This is a genomic window from Pseudomonas sp. 9AZ (genome assembly GCF_902506525.1).
In the GTDB taxonomy this organism is placed as follows: Bacteria; Pseudomonadota; Gammaproteobacteria; order Pseudomonadales; family Pseudomonadaceae; genus Aquipseudomonas; species Aquipseudomonas peli.
Genome location: NZ_LR733840.1, coordinates 4,004,721 through 4,024,651, shown reverse-complemented (window position 1 = coordinate 4,024,651; position 19,931 = coordinate 4,004,721). Strand labels below are relative to the sequence as shown.

The 19,931-nt window shown below is 63.2% G+C and carries 11 protein-coding genes and 1 riboswitch; of the genes, 2 read left to right on the top strand and 9 right to left on the bottom strand.

Going from position 1 to position 19,931, the window contains the following annotated elements:
* The 8 genes from ALTER154_RS18590 to ALTER154_RS18555 all read right to left on the bottom strand — a co-directional run bounded on the left by ALTER154_RS18590 (position 1) and on the right by ALTER154_RS18555 (position 11,741).
* The gene (locus ALTER154_RS18590) at positions 1–1,875 is read right to left on the bottom strand and encodes a TonB-dependent receptor domain-containing protein (RefSeq protein WP_160089310.1); all 1,875 of its coding nucleotides are present in this window, start codon (positions 1,873–1,875) and stop codon (positions 1–3) included.
* A gap of 99 nt (positions 1,876–1,974) precedes the next feature.
* Positions 1,975–2,191, bottom strand: a riboswitch (cobalamin riboswitch).
* A gap of 66 nt (positions 2,192–2,257) precedes the next feature.
* Positions 2,258–4,153: a 1-deoxy-D-xylulose-5-phosphate synthase gene (gene dxs / locus ALTER154_RS18585; RefSeq protein ID WP_160089308.1), complete on the bottom strand. Its 1,896-nt coding sequence runs from the start codon at positions 4,151–4,153 to the stop codon at positions 2,258–2,260.
* 85 nt (positions 4,154–4,238) lie between these two features.
* The gene (locus tag ALTER154_RS18580) at positions 4,239–7,526 is read right to left on the bottom strand and encodes a carboxyl transferase domain-containing protein (protein ID WP_160089306.1); all 3,288 of its coding nucleotides are present in this window, start codon (positions 7,524–7,526) and stop codon (positions 4,239–4,241) included.
* Between the two features lie 113 nt (positions 7,527–7,639).
* The gene (ispA, locus tag ALTER154_RS18575) at positions 7,640–8,527 is read right to left on the bottom strand and encodes a (2E,6E)-farnesyl diphosphate synthase (RefSeq protein WP_160089304.1); all 888 of its coding nucleotides are present in this window, start codon (positions 8,525–8,527) and stop codon (positions 7,640–7,642) included.
* Entirely contained in the window at positions 8,524–8,769 is a 246-nt protein-coding gene (locus tag ALTER154_RS18570) for an exodeoxyribonuclease VII small subunit (protein WP_090255704.1), read from the bottom strand. Before ALTER154_RS18570 ends, ispA begins: the two co-directional genes overlap by 4 nt.
* 102 nt (positions 8,770–8,871) lie before the next feature.
* Positions 8,872–9,327, bottom strand: coding sequence for a DUF2214 family protein (locus ALTER154_RS18565; protein WP_160089302.1), 456 nt, complete (start codon positions 9,325–9,327; stop codon positions 8,872–8,874).
* A 28-nt stretch (positions 9,328–9,355) separates the two neighbouring features.
* Complete coding sequence (locus ALTER154_RS18560) at positions 9,356–10,384, bottom strand: diguanylate cyclase (RefSeq protein ID WP_160089300.1); 1,029 nt, start codon at positions 10,382–10,384, stop codon at positions 9,356–9,358.
* Positions 10,371–11,741, bottom strand: coding sequence for an MATE family efflux transporter (locus ALTER154_RS18555; RefSeq protein WP_160090219.1), 1,371 nt, complete (start codon positions 11,739–11,741; stop codon positions 10,371–10,373). The genes ALTER154_RS18560 and ALTER154_RS18555 overlap by 14 nt, the downstream gene beginning before the upstream one ends.
* A 389-nt stretch (positions 11,742–12,130) precedes the next feature.
* Between ALTER154_RS18555 and ALTER154_RS18550 the strand changes: the two genes are divergently transcribed.
* A complete protein-coding gene (locus ALTER154_RS18550) occupies positions 12,131–17,053 on the top strand; it encodes an alpha-2-macroglobulin (RefSeq protein WP_160089298.1) in 4,923 nt (1,640 codons plus the stop codon).
* Positions 17,054–17,104: 51 nt separating this feature from the next.
* On the opposite strand, the gene ALTER154_RS18545 is transcribed toward ALTER154_RS18550, so the two are convergent.
* Positions 17,105–17,398 carry a hypothetical protein gene (locus ALTER154_RS18545; RefSeq protein WP_090377189.1) on the bottom strand — a complete coding sequence of 98 codons (294 nt, stop codon included), beginning with the start codon at positions 17,396–17,398 and terminating at the stop codon, positions 17,105–17,107.
* Between the two features lie 138 nt (positions 17,399–17,536).
* On the opposite strand from ALTER154_RS18545, the gene pbpC reads away from it, so the two are divergent.
* Positions 17,537–19,918: a peptidoglycan glycosyltransferase PbpC gene (pbpC, locus tag ALTER154_RS18540; protein WP_160089296.1), complete on the top strand. Its 2,382-nt coding sequence runs from the start codon at positions 17,537–17,539 to the stop codon at positions 19,916–19,918.
* Positions 19,919–19,931 lie beyond the last annotated feature (13 nt).

Genomic DNA, 19,931 nt, shown 5'->3' with positions numbered 1-19,931 from the left:
TCAAAGCTCAGGTGTCCAGGTCACAGCAAACAGCGCAGTGCGGCCCTCGCTGTTGTAACCGAAGCGCCCGTTAGATGTCTTGTAAGTCGCCTCGGCATAGTCCTTGTCGAAAAGATTGTTCAGTTTCAGGTCAAAGGCCACTTCCTCGGTCGCTTGCCATTTGCCGCGCAGGCTAATCAGGCCGTAACCACTCAGTTCACGTGTGTTGGCGGCGTCGTCATAGCGACCGCTGAGCGCGCGCCAGCTGACGCCCAGTGCAAACTCGCCAAACGGGCGGTCCAGGTCCAGGCTTAGGGTCCGTTTGGCGCGGCGGGCGAGGGTGTGGCCAGTGTCGCGATCCCGTGGGTCGATCAGCGCGAGAGCCAGATTGCCCTGCCAGCCGAACAGCTCCTGCTGAAGCGCCGCTTCGAAACCGTTGATGCGAGCGGTTTGGACGTTTTGAGGAATGTCATTCTGATCTAGAACAATCGCGTCTTGCAGGTCGATACGGTACAGCGAAAGTTCCAGCGCGCTAGTTTCACTGAAGCGACTGCGCCATTGAGCCTCATAGCTTTTAGATGTTTCCGGGCTAAGTTCCGGGTTGGCGCTGGTAAAACATCCGAAGCCTGGATAGCACAGGTCTGGGTAGTATAGGTCGTTGAAGGTAGGCGCGCGGAAGCCTTCGCTGTAGGACAGGATCACATTATTGTCGTCATTGAGCGGCACGGTCAGTGCGGTGTTCCAGGTGTTTTTACTGCCGAACTGCTGGTTCTTGTCATGGCGCAGACCCAGCTCGGTTGAGAAATATTCAGCGTTGTAGCGGTGCTGAATGAATGCGGCCTGATTCCAGCGCGAGTCTTCGACGAAGTCCGTGTCACTGCGCAGGCGATCCTCGTACCAATCGGCACCCAGCAGCACTTGGTGGTGATCGTTAAGGGCAAGGGTATTCACCCAATTGACCGAGTCACGGTAGGTACTGAAACTGTAGAACGCGTCGGCACTGGCGTCTGGCTGGTCGTTACCGGTGTCGCGTTTGTCTTCGCTGTGGCCGATTTCCAGGCGACTGTTCCAGGCATCGCTGACATTGGCATCGATGAAGCTGGACAGGCTGCTGAGCTGGAAGTCCGTAGTGGGCAGTGATGTGCCGAAGATGTCCTCAAACTCGCTCTGGCCGCGTTGGTCGAGGGCACTGAAACCGATCTTCAGATCGTCATTGAAACGGTGTGAAAGATTCAGGCTCAGTGATTTATTGCGGTAGGCATCGTCATCGCCGTTGGCGCCGAAGTTATCACGCGTGGCGTCGATCCCTTGGGTTTCATCGAGTGCAGCACCCAGGTTGAAGCGAGTCTGCGCGTCGCCGCCGGACACGCCAAGGCTACGCTCGAAGGTCTGGTTGCTGCCGACGCCAAGGCGAACGTAGGGCTTGAGTCCGTCGCCGCTGCCTTGACGGGTGAAAATCTGCACAACCCCGGCGATGGCATCGGAGCCATAAAGCGCCGAACGCGCGCCGCGCACGACTTCAACGCGTTCGATCTGCTCAGGACTGAGGAACTCCAGGCTGCTGGTGCCGCTGGACGCGGCAGAAATACGTTGCCCGTCTACCAGAACCAGGGTTTGCGCGGTTGAGGTGCCGCGCACAAACAGGCCGGTCTGGCTGCCTGCGCCGCCGGTGCGGCTGATGCTGACGCCGGGTACGCGCTCAAGTAACTCTGCCACGCTGCGCACTTGCAGGCGTTCGATGTCCTTGCGGGTGAATACCGTGGTTGCAGCTGTAGTTTGCTGTACCGGTTCGGCATGACGCCCGGAGGTCACAACCAATGGCTGCAACTCAAGTGGATCTGCATGAGCAGCCAGCGGCATCAGCGCCACAACCAGGGCAAGACGGGACATTTTCACGTAGAGAATCCTCAAAAGATCAAACGACTTTTGAGGAGGGCAGGGGCAAGAACGGGCGCGCTGGCGCAGCCTGAGCTTGACGGTGATGCCCTCCGCAACACCAGTCACATCCAGCAAGGCCGGTCTCCGGGCTCTCGACGTACGCCGCCTCGCCTTCCCGGGATAACCCAGTGGCGTTGAGGTGCCGTGCAGAACGACTCTGCGGTCGATTACCGTTGCGGGGGCAGCGCCGGGATAGTTCGTAAAAGAACGCACCGGCTTCCCGTTTAACGCCGCTTCACTGTGGAAGGGGCGCACCTTGGCGGAAGTAAAACGCCGCGCACCTTAATGCGCGGGTGAATGAATTACAAGCAAGCCTGGCTCAGCTCTGGATGAGCGGTGCTCATGCAGAAAGCATGGCAAGGCGTGCGCGGATGGCGGCCTCGATGCCGGCGGCATCCAGGCCGCATTCGGCGAGCATCTGCGCCGGCTTGGCGTGCTCGACGTAGTAGTCCGGCAGGCCCAGGTGAAGCACAGGTTTGAGGAGGCCAGCGTGGGCGAGGAACTCGCTGACTGCACTGCCGGCACCGCCCATCACGCTGTTTTCTTCGATAGTGACCATCAGCTCGTGGCTGGCGGCCAGCTGGCGTACTAAAGCTTCGTCCAGCGGTTTGACAAAGCGCATGTCGACCACCGTTGCATCCAGCACTTCGCCGACCTTGAGGGCTTCGGCCAGTTGTACGCCAAAGACCAGCAGGGCGGTTTGTTTGCCCTGGCGGCGAACGATGCCCTTGCCGATTTCCAGCGGTTCCAGGCCCGGTTCAATGGCGGCATTCGGACCGCTGCCACGCGGATAGCGCACGGCGGCGGGGCCATTGAACAGGTGACCGGTGGTGAGCATACGGCGCAGTTCGTTTTCATCGCTGGGCGTCATCACCAGCATGCCGGGGATGCAGCGCAGGTAGGAGATATCGAAGCTGCCGGCGTGGGTCGGGCCGTCTTCGCCGACCAGGCCGGCGCGGTCGATGGCGAACAGCACATCGAGGTGTTGCACGGCCACATCGTGGATCAGCTGGTCATAGGCGCGCTGCAGGAAGGTCGAGTAGATCGCCACCACCGGCTTGGCGCCGTCGCAGGCCATGCCGGCCGCCAGGGTCACGGCATGCTGTTCGGCGATGGCCACGTCGAAATAGCGCTCGGGATAACGTTCGCTGAACGCCACCAGGTCCGAGCCTTCCTTCATCGCAGGCGTGATACCGACCAGGCGCGGATCTGTCGCGGCCATGTCGCACAGCCATTGGCCGAAAACGCTGGAGTATTTCGGGCCGCTGGTTTGTTTGGGAGCGGCCGGCGCGTTGATCGGCTCCAGCTTGGTAATGGCGTGGTAGCCAATCGGGTCGGCTTCGGCCGGGGCAAAACCTTTGCCTTTCTTGGTCACCACATGCAGGAACTGCGGGCCGTCGAGGTCGCGCATATTACGCAGGGTGGCGAGCAGGGTGGGTAGGTCGTGGCCGTCGATGGGGCCGACATAGTTCCAGCCCAGCTCTTCGAACAGGGTGCCGGGCACCAGCATGCCTTTGGCGTGTTCTTCGACCTTGCGCGCGATTTCCCAGGCACCCGGCAGGTGCGAGAGGATCTTTTTGCTGCCTTCGCGCATGTTCGAGTAGGTGCGGCTGGAGATGATCTTGGCCAGGTAGTTGGACAGGCCGCCGACGTTCTTGGAAATCGACATGTCGTTGTCGTTGAGGATCACCAGCATGTTGGCACCCACGTCGCTGGCGTGGTTCAGGGCCTCGAAGGCCATGCCGGCGGTCATGGCACCGTCACCGATTACGGCGACGGCCTTGCGTTTGCTGTTCTGCAGGCGCGCGGCGATGGCCATGCCCAGTGCGGCGCTGATGCTGGTGCTGGAGTGGCCGACGCCAAAGGTGTCGTACTCACTTTCCGAGCGGCGCGGGAACGCGGCGATGCCGTCCTTCTGACGCAGGCTGCCCATCTGTTCGCGGCGGCCGGTGAGAATCTTGTGTGGGTAGGCCTGATGGCCCACGTCCCACACCAGGCGATCATCCGGGGTGTCGAAGACGTAATGCAGGGCCACGGTCAGCTCGATCACGCCCAGGCCGGCACCGAAATGTCCGCCCGTCTGCCCAACGGTATACAGCAGGTACTGGCGCAGCTCGTCGGCCAGAATTTCCAGCTCGGCTTCACCCAGACGGCGCAGCTCGTCCGGCGTGTTGGCGCGGTCTAGAAGGGGCGTCAGCGGGCGCTCACGGGGAATCTCGTGGAAGGTCGTCGGCATCAGGCAGATCGTTATCGGTGCAAAAGATGCGGCAGTTTACCCGAAGCGCCGGAAACTGCCCAAACAAGGTTCGGGCAGACGGTTGTTACCAGGTGTCGACTGAGCGTTTCTTGCCTTCGCGCGGAGCGGGTTTAGGCGTGGCGTTGAGGCCGCGCAGCAGCCAGGCGCGGGTTTCCACGGGGTCGATCACCGCATCGATCTCCAAAAAACTGGCCATATTGATGCCCTTGCCATTGTCGTAGGCCTTGGCCACCAGCTTGTCGAACAGCTGTTGGCGTGCCGCCGGCTCTTCGACGGCGGCCAGTTCCTTGGCAAACCCCAGGCGCACCGCGCCTTCCAGGCCCATGGCGCCAAATTCGGCGCTGGGCCAGGCGATAGTGAACAGCGGCGAATGGAAACTGCCGGCCGCCATGGCCTGAGCTCCGAGGCCGTAGCCTTTGCGCAGCACTACGGTGAAAAACGGCACGGTCAGACTGGCGGCGGCAACAAACATGCGCGAAACATGGCGCACCGTGGCCTGTTTCTCCGCCTCTGGGCCGACCATAAAGCCGGGGGTGTCGCACAGCGACAGCAACGGAATATCGAAGGCGTCGCACAGCTGCATAAAGCGCGCAGCCTTGTCGCCGGCAACTGCGTCGATGGCGCCGCCGAGGTGCGCGGGGTTGTTGGCCAGCAGGCCGAATGGCTGGCCTTCGATGCGGATAAATGCGGTGATCAGCCCAGGCGCAAACTCGCGGCGCAGTTCCAGCACGGAATCCGTGTCCGCGAGTGTGCGAATGACCTGGCGGATGTCATACACGCGCAAACGGTTTTCCGGGATCAGCTGGCGTAGCTCGCGCTGATCGGCGCAGTCCCATGAGCTGAGCGCACCCTGGAAGTAGCTCAGGTACTGCTTGGCCACCTGCACCGCTGCGGCTTCATCGGCCACCCGTACGTCGATGACGCCATTGGGGCCCTGCACGCTGACCGGGCCGACCTGCTCAGGCTTGAAGCTGCCAAGGCCGCCGCCTTCGATCATCGCCGGGCCGGCCATGCCGATGGTGGCGTTGTCGGTGGCGATAATCACATCGCAGCAGCCGAGTAATGCGGCGTTACCGGCAAAGCAGCGCCCGGAAACCACGCCTACCAGCGGCACCAGACCCGAGAGCTTGGCCATGCCAACAAAGGTGTGGCAGTCCAGCCCGGCCACGCCGACGAAATCGGTATCGCCCGGCCGGCCGCCGCCACCCTCGGCAAACAGCACCACCGGCAAGCGCCACTGCGCTGCGAGGCCGAGCATGCGGTCGGTCTTCTTGTGGTTCATCACACCCTGGGTGCCGGCGAAGACCGTGTAGTCGTAGGCGATGGCCATGCAGCGCGCTGCCTGGTTGCCGAATGCTTCGGCGTTGACCGTGCCGGTGCCGGCCACCAGGCCATCGGCCGGGCTCTGCTCAATCAGCTCGGCCAGCGAGCGGCGCCGCCGTTGGGCGGCAATCGCCAGGGCGCCGTATTCGCTGAAACTGCCATCGTCCAGCAGGTCCGTCAGGTTCTCGCGCACGGTGCGCTGGCCGGTCTTGCGTCGTTTGGCCACGGCTTGCGGTCGGCGCTCGTCGCGGGTCACGGCATGGCGCTCGAGCACTTCGGCCAGGTCCGCACGGATATGATCCAGGTCCAGGCTCTGTTCGCTCTGGCTGGCGGCGGCGTCGACCTCGGCGGGTTCGATAAACAGCAGCGGCTGGCCTTCATTGAGCGCGCTGCCGATCTGCACGGCCAACTGGCGGACGATGCCGCTGTGGCTGGCGGTGACGACAAACTCCATTTTCATTGCTTCCAGCACGGCAATGCTCTGGCCGACAGCCACCGCATCGCCTTCGGCCACCTCCAGGCTGACTACCACGCCGGTGCTATGAGTCAGCAGCGGCAGGCAACCTGCTGGCGCATCAGCAACCTCTTCAGGGCTATGGCTGGTTGCCTGTGCAGCCGCAAAGAAGCGATGCGGATGGGCATCAGTTTCCGCCGCCAGCAGCTCGCTCAGGTGGTTTTCGACAAAGCGCGTGGTCAGCTGATAGCTCGCCACTTGCGGCAGGCGCAGCAGGTTCTGCAGCAGGTGCAGATTGTTCGCCACGCCCTCCAGGCGGAATTCGCACAGGCCGCGGTAGGCGCGGCGCAGGGCGCTGGAGTAGTCCGGTGCATGGGCGATCAGCTTGGCCAGCAGTGAGTCGTAACTGGGGCTGACCGGGTAGCCGGCGTAACCGTAGCCATCCACGCGCAGGCCGGGGCCGCTGGGCGGCTGGTAGGCCGTCAGGGTGCCGGCGGCTGGGCGGGTGCTGCCATCGTTGCTCATGCTTTCCAGGTTAATGCGCAGCTGTACGGCGCAGCCATTAAGCGGCGGTGACTGCAGCAGGCCGAGTTGTTCCAGCGACTGGCCGGCCGCCAGCTTGAGCTGGGTGTGCAGCAGGTCTATGCCGGTGACCTGCTCGGTGACGGTGTGTTCGACCTGAATGCGCGGGTTGGCTTCCATAAAGTAAAAGCGCTCAGGCTGCTCGGCATCCAGCAGGAATTCGAACGTACCCAGGCCCTGGTACTGCGCCGCGCCGGCTAGTTTCAGCGCGGCCGCGATCATCCGTTCGCGGGTGGCTGCGGGCAGGTCCGGGCTGGGGGCGATTTCCACCAGCTTCTGCTGGCGACGTTGCAGGCTGCAGTCGCGCTCCCACAGATGGCTCACCGCGCCCGTGCTGTCGCCCAGTACCTGAATTTCGATATGCCGGGCCTGGCTGACCAGCTGTTCGATATACAGCGCATCACTGCCGAAGGCGGCGCGGGCTTCGGACTGGCAGCGTGCAAAGGCCTCGTCCAGCTCACTGGCTGCGAATACCGGGCGCATGCCGCGACCACCGCCACCGGCCAGCGCCTTGAGCATGACGGCGCCATGTTCAGCGAGAAAGCCATGGGCTTCCTCCAGGCTGATCGGCCGATTGATCCCCGCCACCAGCGGCACGGCGCAGCGTTCGGCTAACGCCCGCGCCGCTGCCTTGTCGCCAAACAATTGCAGCACTTCGCTGCTGGGGCCGACAAAACACAGCCCAGCAACCAGGCAGCGACGGGCGAATTCGGCATTCTCTGCGAGAAAACCATAGCCGGGGTGAACGGCATCGCAGCCCTGCGCCTGGGCAATCGCGATCAGCTGGTCCATATCCAGGTAAGCCGGTACGCCACGGCCCTTGAGCGCCACGGCACTGTCGGCCTGGCGCACATGTAGGGAGGCAACATCGTCTTCGGCGTAGATGGCGACCGAGCGGATGCCCAGTTCACTGGCGGCGCGGGCGATACGGATGGCAATTTCGCCGCGGTTGGCGATCAGCAGGGCGGCGAAGGGCGCAGTTGTAGAGGGCATGGAGGCTCCAGATTTTTATTCTGCAGCCATCTTAGGCACTCTGTGCGCGAGGTAAACCAAGCCTTAGCGGGTGAGGGTTGGGCTATTGATGCGGGTGATAAGGTGCCGCTGGGTTAGCTGCGCCGCTCGACGATATAGCGCGCCAGATCGCGCAGCGGCTCTGCAGCCTGATCGAACGGGCGCAGTGCATGCAGGGCTTGGTCACGCAGTTCCAGGGCATAGGCCTTGGCCGCGTCAAGGCCTAGCAGGGCCGGGTAGGTCGGCTTGTCGTGGGCTTGATCTTTGCCCTGCGTCTTGCCCAGGGTGGCGGTGTCGCTTTCCACGTCGAGGATGTCGTCCTGCACCTGGAAGGCCAGGCCGATGGCGCGGGCGTAGATGTGCAGGGCTTTTAATGCGTGTTCATCAGCCCGGCCACTGGCCAGTGCGCCGAGCTGTACGCTGGCTTCGATCAGCGCGCCGGTTTTGTGCCGGTGCATGATTTCCAGGGCGTTCTGGTCGAGGGTCTGGCCCACTGAGCCGAGGTCGATGGCTTGCCCACCTACCATGCCGGCCGGGCCAGCGGCGCGCGCCAGGGCGCTGAGCATGGCCAGACGCAGGTCGGCGTCATGCGGGTTGTGTGCGGCATCGCTGAGCACTTCAAACGCCAGGCTCTGCAGGCCATCACCGGCGAGAATCGCGCAGGCTTCATCGAAGGCGATGTGGGTAGTCGGCTGGCCGCGGCGCAGGTCGTCATCGTCCATTGCCGGCAGGTCATCGTGCACCAGGGAATAGGCGTGAATCAGCTCCACTGCGCAGGCGGCCGCATTGGCGCGCTCCGGCGCGCCGCCGAGGGCTTCACAGGCGGCGTAGGCCAGCAGCGGGCGTACGCGCTTACCGCCATTGAACAGGCTGTAGCGCATGGCGGCGTAGAGGCGTTGCAGTTCCGGGCGTGGGCTGCTCAGGAGATTTTCCAGGGCCGCATCGACGCGGCTTTGGCAGCTGCTCTGGTAGGCCGCAATCATGCCTGTTGGTCCGCGTCGAAGGGGGCTTCCTCCAGCTCGCCGTCGCGCTCCATGAGGATTTGCACTTTCTGTTCGGCCTGGGCCAGGGCCGCCTGGCAATCACGGGTCAGGCGCACGCCTTGCTCGAAGGCGGTCAACGAGTCTTCCAGCGACAGCTCGCCGTTTTCCAGACGCTCGACCAGGTTCTGCAGATCGGTCAGGGATTGCTCGAAGTCGAGCGCGGCTTTTTTGCGGGCGGCCATGGCGGATATCTCGGGGTAGATCGGGGAGTCGGAACCGGCGCGACACTAGCAGAGCCATGCCGCGCGGGCAAATCAGCGCGGCAGGTGGCTGGCGGCTAGCTGTCAGCCGATTACGCCGTGGCCGCGTGCCATCAGCACTGCTAGTAATGGGATGATCAGTAGCAGCAACAGTTCCAAGCGAATCACCATGATCACCAGGCGCGCCTTGGCTGGACTGACCTGCGGCACTTCGCCGGCCTTGAGGCTGTTGCGCCAGTTGAGGAAGACAAAGGTCGGCACCACGGAAATCAGCCCGACCAGGATAAACAGGCCGACTTTGGCGTGAAACAGGCTGTTGCCCAGGTAGTAGTCCAGGCCCTTACCGTACCAGAGCACCCGCGCCAGACCGGTAAACAGCACCACGCCGGCGCAGATGCCGTAGGCGATGTCGGTGATGATCAGGCTGCGCGCGCGGCGCACGTCCAGCGGTAGTTTGAATTGCACATGCTCGATGCTGAGCAGGGTGAACAGCAGAAATATCGATAGGTAGTGCAGGTAGGCGGCAATGGCTTGGCCCATGGTTGCGTCCTTTCTTTGGGGTGTGTGATCAGCTGGCCAGCTCGACCCGGTTACGGCCATTGCCTTTGGCCTGATACAGCGCCTGGTCAGCGCGGTTCATGGCTTCGTTTGGCGTCTCACTAAGCGTGCGCAGGGCTGCGCCGATGCTGATGGTCAGGCTGAGCTGCTGCTCATCCAGCTCAATGGGCTCTTTGCTCAGGGTGTTGCGAATCCGCTCGGCAATGTGCAGCAGTTCCTGTTCATCGTGTACCTGCAGCAGCACCACGAACTCCTCACCGCCGCTGCGGGTGACGATATCTTGCGGACGCACGGCCGCATTGATGCGCCGGGCAGTTTCCCACAGCACCTGATCACCTGCGGCATGTCCGTACTGGTCGTTAATCCGTTTGAAATGATCAAGGTCGCAGAACAGTACACCCAGGTGTAGGCCGAGTTCGTCTGCCTGCTGTTCCTGCTTGAGCAGGAAGTGGTTCAGGCCGGCACGGTTCCAAAGTTGTGTCAGCGGATCGAGCATGGTTTTGCGTTGCTCGCGGCTCAGGGCCTCGCGCAGTTTTGCCGTCTGGGCACTGACATGGCGCAGCTTCAGGTAACCCTCCACCAGCACAGCCATGTCGACAAACAAGCGCAATTGTTTGGCGGTGAGCTGCCGGGGCTCCGGGTCGATCATGCACAGCGTACCCAGTGGCTGGCCTTCTTCGGAGAGCAACGGCTGTCCGGCATAGAAGCGAATCTGCGGGTTGTTGATCACTACCGGGTTATCGTGAAATCGCAGATCGTTGTGCGTGTCTTCGACGATAAAAGGTTGAGTGCCAAGAATGGCGTGAGCACAAAAGGAGATGGTTCGTGGGGTTTCGGTGATCTCCAGGCCGATGCGCGACTTGAACCACTGGCGGTCATGGTCGATCAGGCTGATCAGCACGGTCTTCACCCCGAAAATTTCACGTACTACCCGCACCAGCGTGTCCAGGTACGCGTCGGCCGGGGTGTCGACCAGCTCGTTATCATCGAGAATCTGCTGGCGCAGCACTTCATCGCAGGGCATTTCAGGACTGAGCATGGGGTGTTCCTGATTGACTGGGGGCGAACCATTGATTGGCACGTGTCAGACGATAAGCATAGCCACCTAGGCACAGACCGCGAAGGGCCATAAAAGCCAGCAGGGCCAGCCACAACCCGTGGTTACCCAGCGTTTGCAGCCACCATGCCAATGGCAGGCTTAGCAGCAGGGCAAGGAGCATGGCGTTGCGCATTTCGCGGGCGCGGGTCGCGCCGATAAACAGGCCGTCGAGCAAGTAGCTCCAGACGCCAATGAGTGGCAACAGGGCTAGGTAGGGTAAATAGGTCAGGGCCATGCTGCGCACGGCGGCAATATCGGTCTGCAGGCCGATAAACCAGTGTCCACCCAGCCAGAAAAGTAAGGCAAATCCTACGCTTGCCAGCAAGGACCAGGCTCCCGCCACCAGTAGGCTGCGCCGCAGTGCCTGGCGATCCCCCGCTCCCAGCGCATGTCCGCCGAGCGCCTCGACCGCATGCGCGAGGCCATCTAGGGCGAAGGCGCTTAGCATCAGTCCATTGATCAGCAGAGCGTTGGCCGCCACTGTGGCATCACCTAGGCGGGTGCCTTGTACGGTGATGAGAAAAAAAGCCGCTTGCAGCGCCATGGTGCGGATAAAAATATCGCGATTGACCGCCAGCAAAGGTCGCCAGTTCCTCCATAGACGCAGCGCAGGCCAATTGATGCGCCCTGCCTGGCGCTTGATTGTCTGGCGTGCCAGATAAAGGCCGAGCAGTGCGCCACTCCATTCAGCCAGTACGGAGCCCCAGGCCGCACCCGCCACTTCCCAGTCCAGCCCGATGACGAACAGCAGGGTCAGGGCAACATTGAGCAGGTTGGTGCCGAGCATGATCAATAACGGCCCACGGGCGTTTTGTGTGCCCAGTAGCCAGCCGACCAGGGCATAACTGGCCAGCGCGCCCGGCAGGCCGAATAGCCGAATATGCAGATAACTGCGCGCTAGGGCGTCGAGCTGCGCTGAAGGCTGCATCAGTTCCAATATCGGTGCGCTGAGCAGGCGCATCAGCAGGCTGAGCGCCAAGGCAAGTACGCCGCCCAACAACAAGGCTTGTAGCAACACCTGGCGCAGCGCGCTGCCGTCCATGCGGCCAGCTGCTTGGGCGGTAAATCCCGTGGTGCCCATTCGCAGAAAGCCCACGCTGCCGACCAATAAGCCGTACAAGCTTGCTCCCACCGCCACTGCAGCCAATTGATGGGCGTGCGGTAAATGGCCGATCACCGCACTGTCGACCAGCGCCACCAGCGGCACCGAGAGGTTGCAGAGGATCATCGGCGCAGCGAGTGCCCAGACCCGTTTATGGGTAGGCGAGTGCTGCCAGGCATCGCGTAAGGCGTTTATCAAATGTGCTCTCAAACTTGATTGGCGGTAGCTGCAACGAAATGCGCGGGCGCGTGTCACAGGCGGGTCATTAAACACTGATCGACAGGCGTGCGCTGCCAAGCAATTTTGCATGTGTACGCGTAGAACCTGTTTATGGTCTTGCGAGCTAGAGCCCTGCAAGGCAAAGGCAGGCGAGAAACGCAGCGTAGCGGAGTAACAGCCAACGGCTGGCCCGTAGGGTGAGCGAAGCGAATCACGCGGAGTGTACGAGTTGTACATGAGCATCCGAGCCTGACTTTAACGCCGCAGGGCCGACGCGCAGCAGATCGTTAACAGGTTCTTAGTTGTCGGTGAGCGCCTCGACTATAGTGTCAGGCCTCTGCACCTACCCTTGTTGGAGCCCCGCAATGCCGAAGAATGGACTGCTTCTGGCACTTGTCCTGAGCCTGCTCAGCGCCTGTGATTCATCCACCCCTGGGCCAGCCGAAGTGACGGCGACTCAGGCCACGCCTGCCAGCACGCAGGCGGCCAAACCCGCCGTTGACCGTCAGGCGCTGGCCGAGCGCTACGCGGGCCGCGAGCTGACTGTGGTCGATGTGTCGGAGGTGCAGCTGGATGGCGTGAGCACGCTGTCGATCAGCTTCTCCGTGCCGCTCGACCCGGAGCAAAAACTCGCCGAGCGCCTGCACTTGGTCGACAGCAAAGACGGCAAGGTCGATGGCGCCTGGGAGCTGAGCGACAACCTGATGGAGGTACGCCTGCGCCACCTGGAACCACAGCGCAAGCTGGTGCTGACCGTGGATGCCGGGCTGCCCGGGCTGAATGGCAAAAGCCTTGCCGCCGAGCAGGTCACCCGCCTGGAAACCCGCGACCTGCAAGCCAGCGTTGGTTTCGCCAGCCGAGGCTCCTTGCTGCCCACACGGCTTGCCGAAGGCCTGCCGGTGATTGCATTGAACGTCGACAAAGTGAATGTCGAATTCTTCCGCATCAAACCCGAATCGCTACCGACTTTCCTCAACCGCTGGGGCCGTTCAAGCAATCTGGATAACTGGGAGGCGCGCAGCCTGTTGCCGATGGCTGAGCTGGTTTACGGCGGCCGTTTTGACCTGAACCCGGCGCGCAACACCCGCGAAACCCTGCTGCTGCCGATTGCCGGTCTGGAACCGTTCAAACAGCCTGGCGTGTACCTAGCCGTGATGCGTGAGGCGGGCAGTTACAACTACTCGCAACCGGCCACGCTGTTCACCCTCAGCGATATCGGCTTGTCTGTTCGCCGCTACCAGAACCGTCTGGATGTCTTTACCCAGGCGCTGGCCGGCGGCGATGCTCTGGGCGATGTACGCCTGGAAATCCTCAATGGCGAAGGCCAGGTGCTGGCCGAAGGCAAGACCGACAGCCGTGGGCATGCCGATCTGCCACTACCCGCCAAAGCTGAGGTGTTGCTGGCCCATCAGGCGGAGCAAACCAGCCTACTGCGCCTGAACAGCGCGGCGCTGGATCTGGCCGAGTTCGATATCGCCGGTCCCGTGGCTCATCCGCTGCAGTTCTTTGTGTTCGGCCCGCGTGATCTGTATCGCCCCGGCGAAACCGTGCTGCTCAATGGCCTGCTGCGCGATGCCGATGGCCGCGCGGTAAAGGCCCAGCCGGTGAACGTGGAAGTGCGACGCCCGGATGAGCAGGTCAGCCGCAAGTTCGTTTGGCAGGCCGATGACAGCGGCCTGTACCAATACCAACTGCAACTGGCCGACGAAGCCCCGACTGGGCGTTGGCAGCTGCTGTTCGACCTCGGCGATGGCCGTCAGCAGCTGTATGAGTTCTCTGTAGAGGACTTCCTGCCGGAACGCATGGCGCTGGAACTCAAGGGCAGCGACGTACCCTACACCCCATCTGAGAACGCCCAGTTCGACGTGACAGGGCGCTACCTGTATGGCGCGCCGGCAGCGGGCAATCGCCTCAGCGGCCAGCTCTATGTCCGCCCGCTGCGTGAGGCGGTGGCGAGTTTGCCCGGTTACCAGTTCGGTTCGGTTACCGAAGAAGAGTTGAGCGAGGACATCGAGCTGGATGAAGCCAGCCTCGACGAGCAGGGCAAGGCCAGTCTGGATATCGAAAGCCGTTGGAGCGATGCCAAATCGCCGCTGCGTTTGATCCTGCAAGCCAGTCTGCAGGAGTCCGGCGGCCGGGCGATTACCCGGCGGATTATCCAGCCGGTCTGGCCAGCCGAGCGTCTGCCGGGTGTGCGCGGGCTGTTCGATGGCGAGGAAGTCGACGCCGACAGCCTGGCCGAGTTCGAAGTTTTGGTGGCCGATGCCGAGGGCAACAAGCTGGCGGCCGATCAGCTCAGCGTGCGCCTGATCCGTGAGCGCCGTGACTACTTCTGGAACTTCTCCGAAAGCGATGGCTGGAGCCATAACTACACCGAGAAATTCCTTACCCTTAACGAAGAAACCCTCAAGGTCAGCGCTGGCGGCACCGCCAAGATCAGCTTCCCGGTGGAGTGGGGCCCGTACCGCGTCGAAGTGATTGATGCGCAGACCGGCATGCTTAGCAGCATGCGCTTCTGGGCCGGCTACCGCTGGCAGGACAACGCCGACGGCGGCGCGGTGCGCCCGGATCAGGTCAAGCTGGCGCTGGATAAACCGGCGTACGTCGATGGCGACACCGCTCAGGTCACCGTAACCCCGCCTTCTGCGGGCAAGGGTTACCTGATGGTGGAGTCCAGCGAAGGGCCGCTGTGGTGGGAAGAGATCGACGTGCCGGCCGAGGGCAAGACCTTCGACATCCCGATTGCCAAGGACTGGGCGCGGCATGATCTGTATGTCAGCGCCCTGGTGATTCGTCCGGGCGAGCGCAAGAGCAATGCCACGCCTAAACGTGCGGTTGGCCTGCTGCATCTGCCGCTGGAACGTGCGCCGCGCAAACTGGCGCTGACCCTCACCGCTGCGGAGAAGATGCGCCCCAATCAGCCACTGAAGGTCAAGGTGCAGGCGCGCAACGCCGACGGCAGTATCCCGAAACAGGCTCAGGTGCTGGTGGCCGCGGTGGATGTCGGCATCCTCAATATCACCGAGTACGCCACGCCCGATCCATTCGCCAACTTCTTCGGCCGCAAGGCCTATGGCGCGGACCATCTGGATATCTACGGGCAACTGATCGAAGCCGGCCAGGGCCGGGTGGCCAAACTGGCCTTCGGCGGTGACGCGGCGCTGGCCGGTGGCGGCAAGCGTCCGGACACCAGCGTGTTGATCGTCGCGTTGCAGAGTGAGCCGCTGAAATTGAACGAGCAGGGTGAAGGCGAAGTCAGCCTGAATATCCCCGACTTCAACGGCGAGCTGCGGCTGATGGCACAAGCCTGGACCGACGAGCATTACGGCATGGGCGAAGGCAAGACGGTGGTCGCTGCGCCGCTGATTGCCGAGCTGTCCGCGCCGCGCTTCCTCGCTGGCGGTGATGAAACCACCCTGGCCCTGGACCTGAGCAACCTGTCCGGGCGCGAGCAGAAACTCGATGTGCAACTGAGCGCTGCAGGCCAGCTGCGTCTGGCGCAGAATCCGGGGGCTGCGGTGGCACCGATCACCCTGGCAGATGGTCAGCGCACCATTTTGCGCATTCCGGTGACCGCGCTGGGCGGCTACGGGCAAGGGCGCTTCAAGGTCAGCGTCAATGGCCTGGCCCTGCCGGGTGAAGAGCTGCCGCCGTTTAGCCGTGAGTGGACCCTGGGCATTCGCCCGGCCTACCCGGCGCAACTGCAGCACTTCCGCGCGGTGCTCAAAGACGAAGCCTGGCTGCTGCCTGCCGATGCCTTGAGTGCCTTTGAAACGGCGGGTCTGGAAGCGCGGTTGGCGATTTCCAGCCGGCCGCCGCTCAACCTGGGTGAGCAGATTCGTGCGCTCAAGGCGTATCCGTATGGCTGCCTGGAGCAGACCACCAGCGGCCTGTACCCGTCGCTGTATGCCGATGCCGCCACGCTGAAACGTCTGGGCGTGGAAGCCGAGCCGGATGAGCAGCGCAAGCGCTCCATCGAGCTGGGCATCGAGCGCCTGCTGAGCATGCAGCGCTACAACGGCAGCTTCGGCCTGTGGGGTGCGGACAGCGACGAGGAATACTGGCTGACCGCCTATGTCAGCGACTTCCTCCTGCGTGCCCGAGAGCAGGGCTTCGGCGTACCGGAAGAGGCGCTGAAAAAGGCCAATGAACGCCTGCTGCGCTACTTGCAGGAGCGTCACCTGATCGAGGTCAACTACAGCGACAACGCCGAACACAGCCGTTTTGCCGTGCAGGCCTACGCCGGTTATGTGCTGGCGCGCAGTCAACAGGCACCATTGGGTGCGCTGCGCAGCCTATATGAGCGGCGCAGTGATGCGCTGTCCGGTTTGCCGTTGGTGCACCTGGCCGTGGCCCTGCAGAAAATGGGCGACCAGCCGCGTGCCGATGAGCTGCTGACCGCCGGCCTGGCCCGTGGTCGTGACAGCAATAACTGGCTGGCCGACTACGGCAGCCCGCTGCGCGATCAGGCGCTGATTCTGGCGCTGCTGGAAGAGCACGACCTGGCCGGCAATCGCCGCGAAGAGCGACTGTTCAACCTAGCCGATGAAGTGGCCGGGCAGCAGTGGCTGTCGACCCAGGAACGCAACTCGCTGTACCTGGCCGGGCGCAACCTGCTGAGCAAACCGGAGCCGAGCTGGAGCGCCGCGCTGCAAAGCGGCAGCCTGGCTTTCGAGCTGAGCAATGCGCAGCCGGGGCTCAAACTCGATGGCAGCGACCTTACTGCGCCGTTGAGCATCCGTAATTCGGCAAGCAAGCCGGGTGATACCCCGCTGTATCAGCAGCTGACCCTGTCCGGTTATCCCAGTCAGGCCCCAGCTGCCGGTGGTGAAAACCTCAGTATCTACCGTGAATACCTAGGTATGGACGGTGAGAAACTGGACCTGAGCAACCTGGAAAGCGGCGAGCTGGTGCTGGTGCATCTGGCTGTATCCGCCCAGCAGCGCGTACCGGATGCTCTGGTGGTCGACCTGCTGCCGGCGGGCCTGGAGTTGGAAAACCAGAACCTGGCGCAAAGCTCGGCCAGCCTGGATGACGCCAGTAGTGCGGTGAAAGAGTGGCGTGAGTCGATGCAGAACGCGGCGATCAAACACCAGGAGTTCCGTGGTGATCGCTATGTCGCAGCGCTGGATGTAAACGGCTACGACACCACCCACCTGCTGTACCTGGCCCGCGCCGTCACCCCCGGCAGCTACCGCGTGCCGCCACCGCAAGTGGAGTCGATGTACCGGCCGAACTGGCAGGCCCTGGGCACCACGCCGGGGCGTTTAGTGGTCAAGGAGCGCTAGAACGCACAAGGCCCGCCAAATTGGCGGGCCTTGTTGTTTAGCCGGTGTGATTTAGCTGATCAGACCGCTCAGCAACCACAACCCCAGCACCAGCCAGATCACCCCAGCAATAATCGAGCGGCGGATAAAGGCGCGTACCGCCAGGTACAGCAACCAGAGACCGGCCAGCAGAACCACGATGCTGAGCAATGATGGCGTTACCCCCAAGGCCTTGGACATGCCCGTGATAAAGCTGCTGACCGCGCCGCCGAGCATGCCGAAAAAGCCGCTCAAGCCTTCGACGATAAAGCGGATCACCGAGCCGACTGCCTCGCCAAGGGATTCAAAAAAACCTTCTACACCCATAGTTCTTGTTCCACTCGACCCTGCGTTGATTGCTACTGCGCGCCAGTGTGCCAGCCATTTGGCAGAATGGCAGCGCTGTTGGCCGGTTGGGCCGTTAATTGTGGTTACAGACCCGCGATGCAAGGAATGGATCAGCGCATGACCCGCGTTAAACAGTTGTATTGGTTGGCTCTGTGCGTGTGGCGTAACCGTCTGTGGTCGCTGCTACGGCGTCCTTGGTTGGGGCTTCCGCTGTGCCTGCTGCTGGTTCTGGCAGCCGCTGACCGGCTGTTTCCGCTGCCCTTGCCAGGCGATGACCTGGCCCGCGTGGTGCTGGCCGAGGACGGTGCGCCGCTGTGGCGTTTTGCCGACCGTGATGGCGTTTGGCGTTATCCGATCAGCCCCGTTGAAGTGTCGCCCTATTACCTGGAAGCGCTGCTGACCTACGAGGATCGCTGGTTCTATCAGCACCCCGGGGTCAACCCGCTGGCGCTGGGCCGCGCGGCCTGGCAGAACCTCAGTGGCGGGCGCGTGCTGTCGGGTGGCAGCACGCTGTCGATGCAGGTGGCGCGGCTGCTCGATCCGCATGCGCGCAGCTACAGCGGCAAGCTCAAGCAGCTGTGGCGCACGCTACAGCTGGAGTGGCACCTGTCCAAGGATGAAATCCTCACCCTTTACCTCAATCGCGCGCCGTTTGGCGGCACGCTGCAGGGGGTGGCGGCGGCCAGTTGGGCTTATCTGGGTAAGTCGCCGAGCCAGCTGACCCGCGCCGAAGCCGCTCTGCTCGCTGTGCTGCCGCAAGCGCCCAGTCGTTTGCGCCCCGATCGCCACCCCGAGCGAGCGCAGGCGGCGCGCGACAAAGTGCTCAAGCGCCTGGCCAGTTTTCAGATTTGGCCGCAGTTGGCAATCAACGATGCGCTGGAAGAACCGGTGCTGCTGGCGCCGCGTCAGGAACCGCGCCTGGCCCCGTTGCTGGCGCGGCGGCTGAATACGGCGGGCAGTCCACCGCTGATTCGTACGACGATCGATGCCGCCTTGCAGCGCCGTCTGGAAGACCTGCTGCTGGGCTGGCGGGCGCGGCTGCCAGAGCGCACCTCGGCGGCGATTCTGGTGGTCGAGCAGCCGAGCATGGCGGTGCGCGCTTACCTGGGCTCAGTGGATATCGGCGATGCCAAACGCTTTGGCCATGTCGACATGATCAACGCCGTACGCTCGCCAGGTTCGACCCTGAAACCCTTTCTTTACGGCATGGCGCTGGACGAGGGGCTGATCCATTCCGAATCACTGCTGCAGGATGTACCACGCCGTTATGGCGACTATCGACCGGGCAACTTCGCCGCCGGCTTCAGCGGCGCGGTGTCCGCCAGTGAGGCGCTGGCTACCTCGCTCAATCTACCCGCCGTGCAACTGTTGGAAGCCTACGGGCCGAAGCGCTTTGCCGGTGAATTGCGCAGCGCCGGGGTGCCCTTGCTGTTGCCGCCGCTGGCCGAACCCAATCTGGCGCTGATTCTCGGCGGTGCCGGCAGCCGCCTGGAGGAATTGGTCAGCGGTTACAGCGCCTTTGCCCGTGGCGGCATGGCCGCACGTCTGCGTTTGCAGCCACAGAATGGGCTGCATGAGCGGCGTCTGCTGTCGCCTGGCTCGGCCTGGATCGTGCGGCGCATTCTCAGCGGCCAGGCCCGACCGGACCGTGACCCGCGCGCGCAGCTGGTGCAGCGCCCGAGCCTCGCCTGGAAGACCGGCACCAGTTACGGTTTTCGCGATGCCTGGGCGATTGGCGTGGCGCCGCGCTACCTGATCGGCATTTGGATCGGTCGACCGGACGGCACTCCGGTGTCCGGGCAGTTCGGCCTGGCTTCGGCTGCACCGCTGCTGCTCCAGGTGCATGATCTATTGGTCAACCGCGACAGCCAGCGCGGTATTGCCCTGCCGATTGACCCGCAACCGAGCTCTGTCGGTGTAGCCGCCATCTGTTGGCCGCTGGGCCAGCCGCTCGACAGTGACGACCCCAACTGCCGGCGCCAGCGCTTTGCCTGGACGCTGGATGGCACCACACCTCCGACCTTGCTGGCGCAGGATCAACCGCTGGGCTTGGGGTTGCAGGAAAGCCTCTGGGTCAATGCTGCCGGGCTGCGCGTTGATGCCAGTTGCCCGGGGGCCACGGCACAGAGCCTGGCGTTGTGGCCGGCGCCGCTGGAGCCCTGGCTGCCGCGCCGTGAGCGGCGCAGTGCGCGCCTGCCAGCTGTGGACCGGCAATGCCCGCCGCAACAGGTCGCCGCCAGTGCGCCGTTGTCGATTGTCGGGGTGCGCGAAGGCGACCGCTTGCGTCGCCCGGCCGGCAGCGTCGAACCGTTGCGTTTGCGTCTTTCGGCCCTGGGTGGCAGTGGCCGACGCTGGTGGTTTGTCGACGGCCAGCCGGTCGCAGAAACCACGGCCGAAACGGCGCTGAACCAGAGTTTTTCGCGCGCCGGTCGCTACCAGCTCAGTGTGCTCGACGAGAGTGGTCAGACCGCCAAGCTGAGTTTCAGCGTATTGCCGTGAGTGTTGCCCAGAA

Excerpts from the sequence above, each read along its gene's own strand:
- dxs (WP_160089308.1), bottom strand. The coding sequence starts at position 4,153 with ATGCCGACGACCTTCCACGAGATTCCCCGTGAGCGCCCGCTGACGCCC.
- ALTER154_RS18580 (WP_160089306.1), bottom strand. The coding sequence starts at position 7,526 with ATGCCCTCTACAACTGCGCCCTTCGCCGCCCTGCTGATCGCCAACCGC.
- ispA (WP_160089304.1), bottom strand. The coding sequence starts at position 8,527 with ATGATTGCGGCCTACCAGAGCAGCTGCCAAAGCCGCGTCGATGCGGCC.
- ALTER154_RS18545 (WP_090377189.1), bottom strand. The coding sequence starts at position 17,398 with ATGGGTGTAGAAGGTTTTTTTGAATCCCTTGGCGAGGCAGTCGGCTCG.
- ALTER154_RS18560 (WP_160089300.1), bottom strand. The coding sequence starts at position 10,384 with ATGCTCAGTCCTGAAATGCCCTGCGATGAAGTGCTGCGCCAGCAGATT.
- ALTER154_RS18570 (WP_090255704.1), bottom strand. The coding sequence starts at position 8,769 with ATGGCCGCCCGCAAAAAAGCCGCGCTCGACTTCGAGCAATCCCTGACC.
- pbpC (WP_160089296.1), top strand. The coding sequence starts at position 17,537 with ATGACCCGCGTTAAACAGTTGTATTGGTTGGCTCTGTGCGTGTGGCGT.
- ALTER154_RS18550 (WP_160089298.1), top strand. The coding sequence starts at position 12,131 with ATGCCGAAGAATGGACTGCTTCTGGCACTTGTCCTGAGCCTGCTCAGC.
- ALTER154_RS18565 (WP_160089302.1), bottom strand. The coding sequence starts at position 9,327 with ATGGGCCAAGCCATTGCCGCCTACCTGCACTACCTATCGATATTTCTG.